This is a genomic window from Streptomyces prasinopilosus (assembly GCF_001419695.1).
Lineage (GTDB): Bacteria > Actinomycetota > Actinomycetes > Streptomycetales > Streptomycetaceae > Streptomyces > Streptomyces prasinopilosus.
In genome coordinates this window covers 1-13498 of record NZ_LIRG01000009.1, presented here as the reverse complement: position 1 = coordinate 13498, position 13498 = coordinate 1, and the positions used below count along the sequence as shown (strand labels likewise).

General features: G+C 73.3%; 14 protein-coding genes and 1 pseudogene. 6 read left to right on the top strand and 9 right to left on the bottom strand.

Features of this window, described 5'->3' with window-relative positions; translation table 11 throughout:
- A pseudogene (locus AOK18_RS33815) lies at positions 1–237 on the top strand (hypothetical protein); the annotation flags it as partial.
- A 5-nt stretch (positions 238–242) separates the two neighbouring features.
- On the opposite strand, the gene AOK18_RS00660 reads toward AOK18_RS33815, so the two are convergent.
- The 3 genes from AOK18_RS00660 to AOK18_RS00650 all read right to left on the bottom strand — a co-directional run bounded on the left by AOK18_RS00660 (position 243) and on the right by AOK18_RS00650 (position 2724).
- Positions 243–1205 carry an electron transfer flavoprotein subunit alpha/FixB family protein gene (locus AOK18_RS00660; protein ID WP_055571023.1) on the bottom strand — a complete coding sequence of 321 codons (963 nt, stop codon included), beginning with the start codon at positions 1203–1205 and terminating at the stop codon, positions 243–245.
- Between the two features lie 90 nt (positions 1206–1295).
- The gene (locus AOK18_RS00655; protein ID WP_055571024.1) at positions 1296–2084 is read right to left on the bottom strand and encodes an electron transfer flavoprotein subunit beta/FixA family protein; all 789 of its coding nucleotides are present in this window, start codon (positions 2082–2084) and stop codon (positions 1296–1298) included.
- A gap of 280 nt (positions 2085–2364) precedes the next feature.
- The gene (locus AOK18_RS00650; protein ID WP_079104778.1) at positions 2365–2724 is read right to left on the bottom strand and encodes a thioredoxin family protein; all 360 of its coding nucleotides are present in this window, start codon (positions 2722–2724) and stop codon (positions 2365–2367) included.
- A gap of 379 nt (positions 2725–3103) precedes the next feature.
- Here AOK18_RS00650 and AOK18_RS00645 point away from each other — a divergent pair, with 379 nt between their 5' ends.
- Positions 3104–3832, top strand: a complete 729-nt coding sequence (locus tag AOK18_RS00645; protein ID WP_055571026.1) for a lysophospholipid acyltransferase family protein — start codon at positions 3104–3106, stop codon at positions 3830–3832.
- Positions 3833–4112: 280 nt separating this feature from the next.
- Here AOK18_RS00645 and AOK18_RS00640 read toward each other — a convergent pair whose 3' ends face one another.
- Genes AOK18_RS00640 through AOK18_RS00630 form a run of 3 tightly spaced genes read right to left on the bottom strand, consistent with a single transcriptional unit; the run spans position 4113 to position 7362 of the window.
- The gene (locus AOK18_RS00640; RefSeq protein WP_055692956.1) at positions 4113–5183 is read right to left on the bottom strand and encodes a threonine aldolase family protein; all 1071 of its coding nucleotides are present in this window, start codon (positions 5181–5183) and stop codon (positions 4113–4115) included.
- Entirely contained in the window at positions 5180–5926 is a 747-nt protein-coding gene (locus AOK18_RS00635) for an SDR family NAD(P)-dependent oxidoreductase (RefSeq protein WP_055692955.1), read from the bottom strand. The genes AOK18_RS00640 and AOK18_RS00635 overlap by 4 nt, the downstream gene beginning before the upstream one ends.
- Positions 5927–5964: 38 nt before the next feature.
- Complete coding sequence (locus AOK18_RS00630; RefSeq protein WP_055692954.1) at positions 5965–7362, bottom strand: DUF6421 family protein; 1398 nt, start codon at positions 7360–7362, stop codon at positions 5965–5967.
- Between the two features lie 252 nt (positions 7363–7614).
- Here AOK18_RS00630 and AOK18_RS00625 point away from each other — a divergent pair, with 252 nt between their 5' ends.
- Complete coding sequence (locus tag AOK18_RS00625; protein ID WP_055570552.1) at positions 7615–8298, top strand: glycerophosphodiester phosphodiesterase; 684 nt, start codon at positions 7615–7617, stop codon at positions 8296–8298.
- A 61-nt stretch (positions 8299–8359) separates the two neighbouring features.
- On the opposite strand, the gene AOK18_RS00620 is transcribed toward AOK18_RS00625, so the two are convergent.
- A complete protein-coding gene (locus tag AOK18_RS00620) occupies positions 8360–8902 on the bottom strand; it encodes a GNAT family N-acetyltransferase (RefSeq protein ID WP_055692953.1) in 543 nt (180 codons plus the stop codon).
- A gap of 183 nt (positions 8903–9085) precedes the next feature.
- Here AOK18_RS00620 and AOK18_RS00615 point away from each other — a divergent pair, with 183 nt between their 5' ends.
- Positions 9086–9487, top strand: coding sequence for a VOC family protein (locus AOK18_RS00615; protein ID WP_055570550.1), 402 nt, complete (start codon positions 9086–9088; stop codon positions 9485–9487).
- A 34-nt stretch (positions 9488–9521) separates the two neighbouring features.
- Here the strand turns inward: AOK18_RS00615 and AOK18_RS00610 are convergent, their stop codons facing one another.
- Together AOK18_RS00610 and AOK18_RS00605 are read right to left on the bottom strand one after the other, a co-directional pair.
- Positions 9522–10163 (bottom strand): MarR family winged helix-turn-helix transcriptional regulator, encoded by a 642-nt coding sequence (locus AOK18_RS00610; RefSeq protein WP_079104777.1) that lies wholly within the window; start codon positions 10161–10163, stop codon positions 9522–9524.
- Positions 10160–11947, bottom strand: a complete 1788-nt coding sequence (locus tag AOK18_RS00605; RefSeq protein ID WP_206281481.1) for an FUSC family protein — start codon at positions 11945–11947, stop codon at positions 10160–10162. Before AOK18_RS00605 ends, AOK18_RS00610 begins: the two co-directional genes overlap by 4 nt.
- A 179-nt stretch (positions 11948–12126) precedes the next feature.
- On the opposite strand from AOK18_RS00605, the gene AOK18_RS00600 reads away from it, so the two are divergent.
- Positions 12127–12696 carry a DUF5134 domain-containing protein gene (locus AOK18_RS00600; protein ID WP_055692952.1) on the top strand — a complete coding sequence of 190 codons (570 nt, stop codon included), beginning with the start codon at positions 12127–12129 and terminating at the stop codon, positions 12694–12696.
- Positions 12697–12792: 96 nt separating this feature from the next.
- On the top strand, positions 12793–13498 hold a 706-nt coding region (locus AOK18_RS00595; RefSeq protein ID WP_055692951.1), incomplete at its 3' end, for a M56 family metallopeptidase.

Here is a 13498-nt window from a genome sequence, read left to right as displayed (position 1 = left end):
TGCACCACGACGCCGGGCGGCGCCCGCATCGACTGGGTGCTGGCCACGCCCGGCGTCGTGGTGCACCGCGCCTCGGTCAACACCTACGCCCCGGGGGGCCGTTTCCCGAGCGACCACCTGCCGGTGCAGGCGTCGCTCACCCCCGGACGGGCGGAGCCGTCCCGTCCCGGAACGGACGAGGGCCCCCGCCACCGCGCCGGGCGCGGTGGTGGGGGCCCCGGGCCGGTACGGCCCTGAGGGGATCAGCCCTTGCGGGCCTTGATCTCCTCGGTGAGCTGCGGGACGACGTCGAACAGGTCGCCGACGACGCCGTAGTCGACCAGGTCGAAGATCGGGGCCTCGGCGTCCTTGTTGACCGCCACGATCGTCTTCGAGGTCTGCATGCCCGCGCGGTGCTGGATCGCACCGGAGATGCCGGAGGCGATGTACAGCTGCGGCGAGACCGACTTGCCGGTCTGGCCGACCTGGTTGGTGTGCGGGTACCAGCCGGCGTCGACCGCGGCGCGCGAGGCGCCGACGGCGGCACCGAGGGAGTCGGCGAGCGCCTCGATGACCGCGAAGTTCTCCGCGCCGTTGACGCCGCGGCCACCGGAGACCACGATCGCGGCCTCGGTCAGCTCGGGGCGGCCGGTCGACTCGCGCGGGGTGCGGCCGGTGACCTTGGTGCCCGTCGCCTGCTCGGAGAACGACACGGACAGGGCCTCGACCGCGCCGGCGGCCGGGGCCGCCTCCACGGCGACCGAGTTCGGCTTGACCGTGATGACCGGGGTGCCCTTGGAGACGCGGGACTTGGTGGTGTAGGCGGCGGCGAACACCGACTGGGTGGCCACCGGGCCCTCGTCGCCGGCCTCGAGGTCGACGGCGTCGGTGATGACGCCCGATCCGAGACGCAGCGCCAGGCGGGCGGCGACCTCCTTGCCCTCGGCGGAGGAGGGGACGAGGACGGCGGCCGGGGAGACGGCCTCGTGGGCGGCCTGGAGGGCGTCCACCTTCGGCACGACCAGGTAGTCGGCGTACTCGGCGGCCTCGTGGGTCAGGACCTTCACCGCGCCGTGCTCGGCCAGGGCGGCGGCGGTGTCGGCGGCGCCGGCGCCCAGCGCGACGGCGACCGGCTCGCCGATGCGGCGGGCCAGCGTCAGCAGCTCCAGGGTCGGCTTGCGGACGGCGCCGTCCACGTGGTCGACGTAGACGAGAACTTCAGCCATGGGACTTCTTCTCTCCTGCTTGCGAAGTGTGAGGGGCGGGGAGCGAGGTGAGCCTCGGGCTCGGGTGAGCCTCCGGCCCGCGAGGCCGTGTCAGACGAACTTTCGCTCCGCGAGGAAGGCGGCGAGCTGCTTGCCGCCCTCGCCCTCGTCCTTGACGATCGTGCCCGCGGTGCGGGCCGGGCGCTCGGTCGCGGAGTCGACCGTGGTGTAGGCGCCCTCCAGGCCGACCTCCTCCGCCTCGAGGTCGAGGTCGGACAGGTCCCAGGACTGAACCGGCTTCTTCTTCGCCGCCATGATGCCCTTGAAGGACGGGTAGCGCGCCTCGCCCGACTGGTCGGTGACCGACACGACCGCCGGCAGGGACGCCTCGAGCTGCTCGGACGCGGCGTCGCCGTCGCGGCGGCCCTTGACGGTGCCGTCCTCGACCGAGACCTCCGACAGGAGCGTCACCTGCGGCACGCCCAGGCGCTCCGCGAGCAGCGCCGGTACGACACCCATGACGCCGTCGGTGGAGGCCATGCCGGAGATGACCAGGTCGTAGCCGGCCTTCTCGACGGCCTTGGCCAGGACCAGGGAGGTGCCGATGGCGTCGGTGCCGTGCAGGTCGTCGTCCTCGACGTGGATGGCCTTGTCGGCACCCATGGACAGCGCCTTGCGCAGCGCGTCCTTGGCGTCCTCGGGGCCCACCGTCAGGACGGTGATCTCCACGTCGTCGTCGGAGTTCTCCGAGATCTGCAGCGCCTGCTCGACCGCGTACTCGTCCAGTTCGGAGAGCAGACCGTCCACGTCGTCGCGGTCGACGGTCAGGTCATCGGCGAAGTGCCGGTCGCCAGTGGCGTCGGGCACGTACTTCACTGTGACAACGATCCTCAAGCTCACGCCGGCTCTCCTACTGCAATCGTCATTTCTGGCTGCCTGCCTTCAGGCAGCATAGGCGCCTCAAACGGCCGTTCCCGATCGGGGCGATCCACGGTTCCGAGCAAAATATTACTCGCCAGTACACCCAGTTCGTTCCCGCTGAGCAAGCGCTTTGAACTGTGACCTTTGCAACGCAGCGTAACCGGAACTCGACCGGCACGCAGCAGCGGTCGCCCCGGGCCGCCGGCGCCGGGCGCGGGGGCGTTCCCGGCGGCGCGGGAGGAGGGGACGGCCCGCCCCGTCAGACCGCCTCGCCGAGCGCGGCGATCACATCGGGCTTGCGCGGTGGGCCGACGGCGCGCCGGACGATCCCGCCGCCGGCGTCCAGGACCAGCACGGTGGGGGTCCTGAGGATGCCCAGCCGGCGCACGAGGTCCAGGTGCGCCTCGGCGTCGATCTCCACGTGGGCCACCCCGGGAACCAGGCCGGCCACCTCGCCGAGCACCCTCCGGGTCGCCCGGCAGGGCGCGCAGAAGGCGCTGGAGAACTGGACGAGGGTGGCCCGTTCACCGAGGGCCGCGCCCAGGTCCTGCGCCCCCAGCCGCTCGCCGTCGTCCCGTCCTCGCACCCGTGCCCTCCCGCTCCGCCGCCGCCGCGGCACTCCGAAGGCGCCCGCCGTCGCGAGCGCCCGTACGCGCCGTGGGTCCGGCCGTCATTCCTCGGAGCGCCCACGGGGCCGCGAAGATTCCCGCCACCCGCGGGATGTTCCCGAGCGGTACGCCGGTCCACGGCCGTCGACGCGCTCGGGGCCCCGCTCCGGGGTTCCCGGACCGCCGCGGCGCGCGGGGTAATGGCGACGCAAAAGCCCGAGGTGGATCAAGGGGGTGGACGTGACAAGAATCTCGCCGCAGGCAGGCGCAAGGGCTGGTTCGACGGTCGTTCTTGGGGCACCATCAGCGACAAGCCGTAAACCTACGGCTGCGTAACTTCGACTGGGAGTCCCCTTCCCAGACAGAGCAGGAAAGGGTTCCACCACACCCATGGCAGAACTCGTCTACCGTCCCGTGATCGGTTTCGCCCAGACTCTGTTCAAGGCGTGGGACCTCAAGATCGACTGCCGGGGTTCGGAGAACATCCCGCGTACGGGCGGCGCCGTGCTGGTGAGCAACCACATCAGCTACCTGGACTTCGTCTTCAACGGGCTCGCGGCGCTGCCGCAGAAGCGGCTCGTGCGCTTCATGGCGAAGGACTCCGTGTTCCGGCACAGGATCTCGGGTCCGCTGATGCGCGGGATGAAGCACATCCCCGTGGACCGCGACCAGGGCGACGCGGCGTACGCGCACGCGCTCGCCTCGCTGCGGTCGGGCGAGATCGTGGGCGTCTTCCCGGAGGCGACGATCTCCCAGTCCTTCACCCTGAAGAGCTTCAAGTCGGGTGCGGCGCGCATGGCGCAGGAGGCGGGCGTGCCGCTGATCCCGATGGCGGTGTGGGGCACCCAGCGGCTGTGGACCAAGGGGCACCCCCGCAACTTCAAGCGCAGCCACACCCCGATCACCATGCGCGTCGGCGAGGCGGTCGAGGCGTCCAAGGACAAGTACGCGGGCGCGATCACCCGGCAGCTGCGGGAACGGGTGCAGGAACTGCTGGAGGCCGCGCAGCGCGCCTACCCGGTACGCCCCAAGGGCCCGGACGACACCTGGTGGATGCCGGCCCACCTCGGCGGCACGGCACCGACCCCGGAGCAGGTCCGCGCGGCCGAGGCGCGCTGAACCGACGCCGGCGTGCGTGTCGCGGTCGGCGGCGCGGTGGGGAGGGTCCGCCACGGGTGCGGGCGGTCCCGCGCGGCCCCGGGCGCGTCCGGCACGACGGGACGCGGCGCGGCGTGCCGGAGCGGGTGGTCCCTCTCGCCGGCGGCCGGAGCGGGCGGAAGGATCGGGATCTCCAGGACGGGCCGCATCCCGTCGGAACACGGGTGTGCCCTCGACCGGTGATCAGTGCGTCACCGGTCGAGGGCACACCCGTGTGAGACGTCCGGTCGCGCGCCGGCCGCTAGCGGGCCATCTCCTCCTTGAGGGCCGCCAGGAACGTGTCCACGTCGTCCTCGGTGGTGTCGAAGGCGCACATCCAGCGGACGTCGCCCGCGGCCTCGTCCCAGAAGTAGAAGCGGAAACGCTTCTGCAGGCGCTCGGTCACGGCGTGCGGCAGGCGGGCGAAGACGGCGTTGGCCTGGACCGGGTGGAGGATCTCCACACCGTGCACGGCGCGCACCCCCTCGGCGAGGCGCTGGGCCATCTCGTTGGCGTGCCGGGCGTTGCGCAGCCACAGGTCCCGCGCGAGCAGGGCCTCCAGCTGCACCGAGACGAAGCGCATCTTGGACGCGAGCTGCATGGACAGCTTGCGCAGGTGCTTCATGTGGCTGACGGCGTCCTGGTTCAGCACCACGACCGCCTCGCCGAACAGGGCACCGTTCTTGGTGCCGCCCAGGGAGAGCAGGTCGACGCCGGCCGCGTTGGTGAAGGCGCGCATCGGCACGTCCAGGGCGGCGGCGGCGTTGGCCAGCCGGGAGCCGTCCACGTGCACCTTCATCCCCCGGGCGTGCGCGTGCTCGCAGAGGGCGCGCATCTCGTCCGGTGTGTACACCGTGCCCAGCTCGGTGGCCTGGGCGATGGACACCACCTGCGGCATCGCACGGTGCTCGTCCTCCCAGCCGTACGCCTGCCGGTCGATCAGCTCGGGGGTGAGCTTGCCGTCGGGGGTGGGCACGGTGAGGAGCTTGATCCCGCCGACGCGCTCCGGCGCCCCTCCCTCGTCGACGTTGATGTGCGCGCTCTCGGCGCAGATCACGGCACCCCAGCGGTCGGTGACCGCCTGGAGCGCGACGACGTTGGCGCCGGTGCCGTTGAAGACCGGGAAGGCCTCGGCGGTGGGGCCGAAGTGGCTGCGGATCACCTGCTGGAGGTTCTCCGTGTACGCGTCCTCGCCGTACGCGACCTGGTGCCCGCCGTTGGCCAGGGCCAGGGCGGCGAGCACCTCCGGGTGGGCCCCGGCGTAGTTGTCGCTGGCGAAACCGCGGACGTCCGGGTCGTGATGGCGGCGTGCGTCGGTCCGGGGTGGGTTCACGGCTTCTCGGTCAGCCACAGACGATTTCCGTTCAACTCCGCGGCGGGCTTGTCCCAGACGCCGGCGATCGCCTCGGCGAGGTCCCTGACGTCCGTGAAGCCCGCGAACTTCGCGTTGGGGCGCTCGGCGCGCATCGCGTCGTGCACCAACGCCTTGACCACCAGGATCACAGCCGCCGAGGTCGGCCCCCGCTCGCCCCCCGCCTTGCGGAAGTAGTCGCCCATGGCCAGCGTCCACGCCTCGGCGGCGGCCTTGGCGGCGGCATAGGCGGCGTTGCCCGCGGTGGGCCTGGTGGCGCCGGCCGCGCTGGTCAGGACGTACCGGCCGCGGTCGCTGCGCTGCAGCGCCTCGTGGAAGGCGAGGGAGGTGTGCTGCACGGTCCGGACCAGCAGCAGTTCCAGCAGGTCCCAGTCGTCCACGCTGGTCTTGGTGAAGGTCTCGCTGCCGCGCCAGCCGCCGACGAGATGGACCAGGCCGTCGACGCGGCCGAACTCCTTCTCGGTGCGCGCGGCCCACTCGCGGGTGGAGCCCAGGTCGAGCAGGTCGACCGTGTCCCCGGTGACGGTGGCGCCGCCGTGCGCGTAGCGCGCCGCGTCCACGGCCTCCGCCAGCCGCTCCGGATCGTTGTCGGAGCCGACGACGGTCGCCCCCGCCTCGGCCAGCCTGAGCAGTGTCGCCCGCCCCGCGGGTCCCCCCGCGCCGGCCACCGCGATCACCGCGCCGTCGAGCGCCCCGTTCCCCATGGTCCTCGCCTCCTGAGCAGTGATGCGGGCCGGATCGCTCACGCGGCGATCCGCTCGGCGCCGGCCGCCGTGATGCCCCGGGTCGAGGCGATCACGTTCTTCAGCTTCTTGGACAGTGCCTCATAGAACATGCTCAGCGGAAACTCGTCCGGAAGCACGTCATCGACGAGTTTCCGCGGCGGCTGCGTCAGGTCCAGGGCGTCGGGGCCCTTGGCCCACTTGGATCCCGGGTGCGGGGAGAGGTAGGTGGAGACGAGCTCGTACCCGGCGAACCAGTGGACGAGCTTGGGGCGGTCGATGCCGTCGCGGTACAGCGTCTCGATCTCGGCGCACAGCTGGTTGGTGACCTGCGGGGCGCGGTCCCAGTCGATGGTGAGCTTGTTGTCGGTCCAGCGGACGACGTCGTGCTTGTGCAGGTAGGCGAAGAGCAGCTGGCCGCCGAGGCCGTCGTAGTTGCGGACCCGCTCACCGGTGACCGGGAAGCGGAACATGCGGTCGAACAGCACCGCGACCTGTACGTCACGCGCCTGCGGGACGCCCTCGCCGGCGAGCTTCACGGCCTCCTTGAAGGCGGTGAGGTCGCAGCGCAGCTCCTCCAGGCCGTACATCCAGAACGGCTGGCGCTGCTTGATCATGAACGGGTCGAAGGGCAGGTCGCCGTGGCTGTGGGTGCGGTCGTGCACCATGTCCCACAGGACGAACGCCTCCTCGCAGCGCTTCTGGTCGTGCACCAGCGCGGCGACGTCGTCGGGCAGTTCGAGGCCCAGGAGGTCGACGGCGGCGGCGGACACCCGGCGGAAGCGCGCGGCCTCGCGGTCGCAGAAGATGCCGCCCCAGGTGAACCGCTCCGGGGCCTCGCGCACGGCGATGGTCTCGGGGAAGAGCACCGCGGAGTTGGTGTCGTAGCCCGCGGTGAAGTCCTCGAAGGAGATGCCGCAGAACAGCGGGTTGTCGTAGCGGGTGCGCTCGAGCTCGGCCAGCCAGTCGGGCCAGACCATGCGCAGCACGACCGCCTCGAGGTTGCGGTCCGGGTTGCCGTTCTGCGTGTACATCGGGAAGACGACCAGGTGCTGGAGCCCGTCCTCGCGGTGCGCGGCCGGGTGGAAGGCCATCAGCGAGTCCAGGAAGTCGGGCACCTCGAAGCCGCCCTCGGCCCAGCGGGTCAGGTCCTTCGCCAGGGCCTCGTGGTAGGCGCGGTCGTGCGGGAGCAGCGGGGACAACTCGTCGAGCGCGTCGACCACCCGGCGCACCTCGAGTTCGGCCTCGGCGCGGGCCGGGGCCCCCTCGGCGTCGAGGTCGATCGACCCGTCCTTCGCCTGCCAGGGCCTGATCCGCTCCACGGCATCCTTGAGCACGGGCCACGCCGGGTGCTCGACCACCCTGGACGTCGAAGGAACGCGTCCCTCCGTACCCACCTGCGCAAGAATTTCCGTCATGTCCCATCCTCCAGCGAAGAAATTGCGTACGCCGACCGTATACATACGAGGTTTCTCCCAGCAAGGGACACCTCCGTAAATTATCCTGTACTACCCCGGTCGTCACCGCACTTTTTCCTGTCTGTCACGCGAGTGGGTGATACTCCTCGGCTTCGATGTTCAGCATCTGGACGGGGCGGGCACAGGCGATACGGTCCAGGAGGGCCGCAGGGACGCGGCCCCGCGCCGCCGTCGACGGAAGCGAGCCGTATCTTGAACTTCCTCACCATCGGTCACCGCGGAGTCATGGGCGTCGAGCCCGAGAACACCCTCCGGTCCTTCGTCGCCGCCCAGGAGGCCGGGCTCGACGTCATCGAACTCGATCTGCACCTGAGCAAGGACGGCGCGCTCGTCGTCCTGCACGACACCGACCTGGACCGCACGACGGACGGCACGGGCCCGGTCGCCGACCGGACCGTCGCCGAGCTGCGCACCCTGGACGCCGGGCGCGGCGAGCGCGTTCCCGTCTTCGAGGAGGTGCTGGACGCCGTCCACGCCCCGCTGCAGGCCGAGATCAAGGACGTGCAGGCGGCCAGGGCGCTGGCCGGGGTGATGAACCGGCGGAACCTGGCGGACCGGGTCGAGGTGTCCTCGTTCCACGACGAGGCGATCGCCGAGATCGCCCGGCTGGTGCCCGGGGTGCGCACCGCCCTCGTCGCGAGCCGCTACGGCCCGGAGATCGTGGAGCGGGCGACCCGCGCCGGCGCCTCGACCGTCTGCCTGAACATCCGCCGCCTCACCCTGGAGACCGTTGAGCGGGCCCGCAAGGCGGACCTGCGGATCATCGGCTGGGTGGTGAACACGCAGGACCACCTCAGACTGGTCCGGGCCCTCGGGCTCGACGGCGCGACCACCGACTACCCGGAGATCAAGCGCACCGGCCGCTTCACCGCGTGACGGCGGGGCGGGCCCGGTCCGCGGCGGTGCCCGGCGAGGGCCGGCGCCGCGCCTGCGCCCGTCAGGACAGCTCCTTGACCAGCAGCTCGAACCGCAGGTCGGCGCGGAGCGGGATGCCGAACCGCTCGTCGCCGTACGGGAAGGGGGTCGTCCTGCCCGTACGGCGGTAGCCGCGCCGCTCGTACCAGGCGATCAGGTCCTCGCGCACCGTGATCACGGTCATGTGCATCTCGCGGACGCCCCACGTCTCCCGCGCCTGCCGCTCGGCGTGGGCGAGGACCGCCTTTCCGAGCCCGGCGCCCTGGAGCCCGGGGCTGACCGCGAACATGCCGAAGTAGGCGTGGTCACCGCGGTGCTCGAGCTGGCAGCAGGCGACGATCCGGCCCTCGCGCTCCACGGTCAGCAGCCGGCTGTCCGGCGACCCGACGACCTCCCGCACGCCTTCCGGGTCGGTCCGCTGCCCCTGGAGGAGGTCGGCCTCGGTGGTCCACCCGGCCCGGCTGGAGTCACCCCGGTACGCCGACTCGACCAGCGCGACGAGGCCGTCCACGTCGGCTTCGGTGGCGTCACGGAAGGTGAGGACACTCTCGGTGACGGATTCCATGGGGCGTTTCTCCGCTTCGTCGCTCGGGCTGTTCTCTCGGGTCGCTCGCCCGGGTTCTCCACCCGGTCGGCCGCGGGCCGCGGCACGCGCTCCCGGCCACCGGTCCGCGCCCGCCCCGGTCGCACCGGTTGCCGGCGTGGCTCGGCCACGGACGAGGTTATCCCGGCCGCTACGCTCGGCCGCATGGTGCATGTACTGGGCAGCCGGGTCCTCCTCCGCCCCACCGATCCCGAGCGCTCCCGCGTCTTCTACGGCGAGCAGCTGGGCCTCGCGGTGTACCGCGAGTTCGCCACCGGCCCGGAACGCGGCACGGTCTACTTCCTCGGCGGCGGTTTCCTGGAGCTGTCCGGCCGGTCCGACGCCCCGGCGGACGCGGTGGACCCCGCGACGAGGCTGTGGCTCCAGGTCGCGGACGTGACGGCGGCCCACGAGGAGCTGAAGGGCAAGGGGGTCGGGATCGTCCGGCCGCCGGTGAAGGAGCCGTGGGGACTGATCGAGATGTGGATCGCCGACCCGGACGGCACGCCGATCGTCCTCGTGGAGATCCCGGCCGACCATCCGCTGCGGTACCGGCCGGGCATCTGAGAACGGGTACGGCGGTCCCGGCGTCCGGGGTCCGTCACGCCCGCGGGGTGCCCGGGCGTCCTTCCAGCCGGCCCAGCAGCTCGGCGAGCAGCGGGACCAGCTCGCCGCGCGCCGCTCCGCCCAGGCCGGACAGCACGGCGCTCTCGTGGGCGAGCTGCGCGGGCAGGACCCCGTCGACCGTGTCCCGCCCGGCGCCGGTCAGGCGGACCCGGGCCACCCGGCGGTCGCGGGGGTCACCGCGGCGCTCCACCAGGCCGCGCGCGCCGAGCTGCTTGAGGCGTTTGGTGACGGCGGCGCCCGAGGAGAAGGTCTCGCGCGCCAGTTCGCCCGGGGTCAGTTCGCGGCCGGTGCGGCGCAGCGCGCCGAGCAGGTCGAACTCGGGCCGGGTGAGTCCGGCCCGGCCGAGCGGGGCGTCCTCGGCCTGCTGGAGCAGGGCGGCACAGCGGTTGATGCGCCCGATGATCTCCATGGGCCCGGTGTCGAGGCCGGGGTAGACCGCCCGCCACTGCCGGACCACCTCCGCGACGGTGTCCCGACCGGACGCCGGTGCGCCTTCGCCGGTGGGGACCTCCGCGCCGGCCGGGAGGGCCTCGTCCGCCGGGGCCCCGCCGTCGGCCCGCCGGACCTCTTCGGCGGGCCGTCCTTCGCCGGCCGGGAGGCCTTCGGTCGCTCTCATGGCCGTGCGTCCTCCGTGTCGTTGCCCGTGTCGCCGTTCGCGTCCCCGCCGGTGCCGTCGCCCGGGCCGGTGTCCGGACCCGTACCCGGGCCTGTGCCCGTGCCCCGGTCCGTCTCGCCACCGGTGCCGGCCGTCAGGCCCTGGTGCCGCACCATCGCCGCGAGCGTACGGTGTCCCGCCTGCTCGGTGAGCACGACCCGCTCCTGCGGCGGCGTGCGGAGCCACCATTCGCCCGCGGCCGCGTCGGCGGCGGCCCGCAGGTCGACGAGGGCGGCGGCCAGGCCGCGCCGGGCGGTCTCCAGGGCGGTGGGATCGGCCCGCGGGCCGGCCGGCAGCCCGGCCGCGTGTTCGCGCCGGAGGTCCACCGCGGTGAGCGCTGTGGCGACGCGATCACCCGCCCGCCGGTCGGTGACGGCCAGGGCGGCGGCGAAGCCGACCAGCGCGCCCACCAGGGTGTCCACCACGCGGTCGGTGATCAGGGAACCGGTCGGCTGGTAGCCGGGGAACTCGGTGACGAGCAGGGCCAGCGGGGTGACGCAGACGCTGCCGAGCCAGTAGTTGCGTCCGATGAGCGCCTCGGCGCCGAAGTTGAACAGGAGGCAGCACAGGACGAGGGCGAGCGGTCCGAGGCCGGCGATCGGGGCGACGGCGGCGAAGACCAGCACGCCGACCAGGTTGCCGACGACCCGCTGCACGGTCCTGCTCCAGGTGAGGGTGATGTTGGCCTGGTAGAGCGCGGCGGCCGTGGTCAGGGCCCAGTAGGGGCGCCCGACGCCGAGGGCGAGGGAGGCGTATCCGGCGAGGCCGCAGCCGAGGGCGGTCCGTACCGCGATGGGGACGAGCGGTCCCGGCCGGGACCAGGGCGGGCGCCGGGGGACGGCGCGTTCGGCGGCCACCCCGAGGAGTTCGTCGGCCTCCGCGCGGGGACCGTCGGTGCCCGGGACACGGCCCGCGCCACGCAACTCGGCGGCCTGGGCGCGCAGCCGCGCGGGATCGGCGCCGGCCGGCGCGGCGAGCGCGATCTCGGCGCGGACGACCAGCCGTTCGAGGGCCCTGCGGGTGGCGGCGGAGCGGGACCCGGTGAGGAGCAGGCACTGCCAGGCGGCCTGCACGGCGGCGTAGGCGGACGCGCGGGCCCGTGCGTGTCCGTCGCCGGTGCCGCCGGTGTCGACGTACGCGGCGGCGGCGTTCAGGGCGTCCGCGGTGGCGCGGCGCTCGGGGCCGTGCGGCCGGACCGGTGCGGGCGCCATGCCGACCAGCCAGGCCCAGGCACCGGCCGCCAGGGCCAGGGCGACATGGCCGGGGACCTGTCCGAGGGTCTGGGGAACGAACAGCGAGGCGGAACTGACGAAGGTCAGGATCACGTTGCCGGGCGGGCCGATGCGCGTGAGGTCGCACACCACCTTCTGCACGGCGGCCAGCAGGGCGCCGATGCCGACCAGGATCACGGCGTCGCCGGTGAGCGAGGCGGCGACCAGGGCGACGGCGAGGCCCCCCACCATGCCGAGCACCACTCCCGCGAGCGCCTTGGCGCGGGCGGCGTACGGACGGTTGTGGGCGTAGAGGGCGCACAGGGAGCCGGCCATGGTGTAGACCGCGAGGTCGAGCCGGCCGAGGGCCACCAGGATCAGGCTGGGGGGCGCGACCGCGGCCACCACACTGAAGGCGGGTTTGAACCAGATGCCGGAGGGCCGCCCGACGCGCAGTACGCCGGTCAGCGGGAACCTCCGGGGCTCGGACACCGGCTCCTTCTCCGGGGCGGGGTGGGGGGTCGCACTGCTCACGGAGGACGAGGCTACCAGGTCTTTTACTCGTAAAACATGTCCGCGGCCTGCGGTGCTCCCCCGAATGCCCCCCGTGTACCCCTGTGCGCTCGCGTGCACGCCTTCGGGCGCGGGCATGTCCTGACCGACCGTGGAGCGGGGCCACCGGTGCGGCGGGGGCGGCTCGGGGGGAGATGCGCATGCACGGACCGGCGGCGTCCGGCTGGCTGCTGGTCGCGCTCTGCGCGGCGACCGGCGCCTACTGCCTGCTGCGGATGCGCAGCAGGGTCGAGGAGCAGCGCCGTACCGCGGGCGGCGAGGCGCTGATGGGCTTCGGCATGGCGGCGATGGCCGTACCGGCGGCGGCCTTCACCCCGCCCTCGTGGGCGTGGCCCGTCTACGCGGTGGTGTTCGGCGCCGCGGGGCTGCACGCCCTGTGGGCGGCCCGCGCGGGCACCCGCCATCTGCACCATCCGCTGGGCGCCGGGGCCATGGTCTACATGGCGGTGGCGATGGCCGTGTCCCCCGGAGCGGGGCAGGGGCACCCGCACGGAAGCTCGGGCATCCCCCTGCTGACCGGCGTCCTGCTGCTCTACTTCACCGGATACGTACTGGTCACGGGCGTACGGCTGGTGCCGGTGGCCGCCGTGGCGGGGGACCGGGCGCCGGGGGCCGGCGAGGCCTCGGGCTGGGGCGACCGGCCGGAGTTGGCGCGGGCGTGCCGGCTGTCCATGGGGATCGCCATGGTGGCGATGCTGTTGACGATGTGAGGCGGGCGGCGGCCGGCCGGCGCGCGGGCCGTTGCCTACGTCACTTCGCTCCGGTGAGCCGTACCCGGGAGCGGTGTGCGCTCATAGTCTGAACGCATGATGCTCCCCGCGGCACTGTTGCTGCTCGGTGTCCTGATCGCCGTCACCGGCCCCCGGTTGCTGGCACGGGCCGACTGGCCGGACCGTGAGCCGGTGGTGGCGCTGTGGGTGTGGCAGTGCGTGGTCGCCGCGGTGCTGCTGTGCTGCGCCCTGTCGATGACGTTCAGCGCGGTGGCCGCCTCGGACGTGGTCGGCCGTCCCGTGTTCGCGACGGCGCCGCGGGGCGTCGTGGAGGCCTACGCCCTGGGCACGGCGGGGCCCCTGGCGGCGACCACCGCGGTCGTGCTGGCGTGCGGTGGGCTGTGGACCGCGACGATGCTGGTCCGTGAGGTCGTCCGGGCCCGTGCCCGGCGGCGGGCCCGCCGGGCCGAGCTGCTGGCGCGGGTGCCGCTGCTGCCCGGCGAGGAGCCCGGCGCCGGCCGGCTGGTGGTGCTGGAGGGCGAACACCCCGACGCCTGGTGGCTGCCCGGCAGCCCGCCCCGGCTGGTCGTCACCACGGCCGCGCTGCGCCGGCTGAAGGGCCGCCGGCTGGACGCCGTCCTCGCGCACGAGCGGGGGCACGCGCGGGCCCGGCACGACTGGCTGCGGCACTGTTCCTCCGCACTCGCCGACGGCTTTCCGCAGGTGCCGGTGTTCGCCGCGTTCCGCGACGAGATGCACCGGCTGGTCGAGCTCGCCGCCGACGACACGGCCTCCCGCCGCT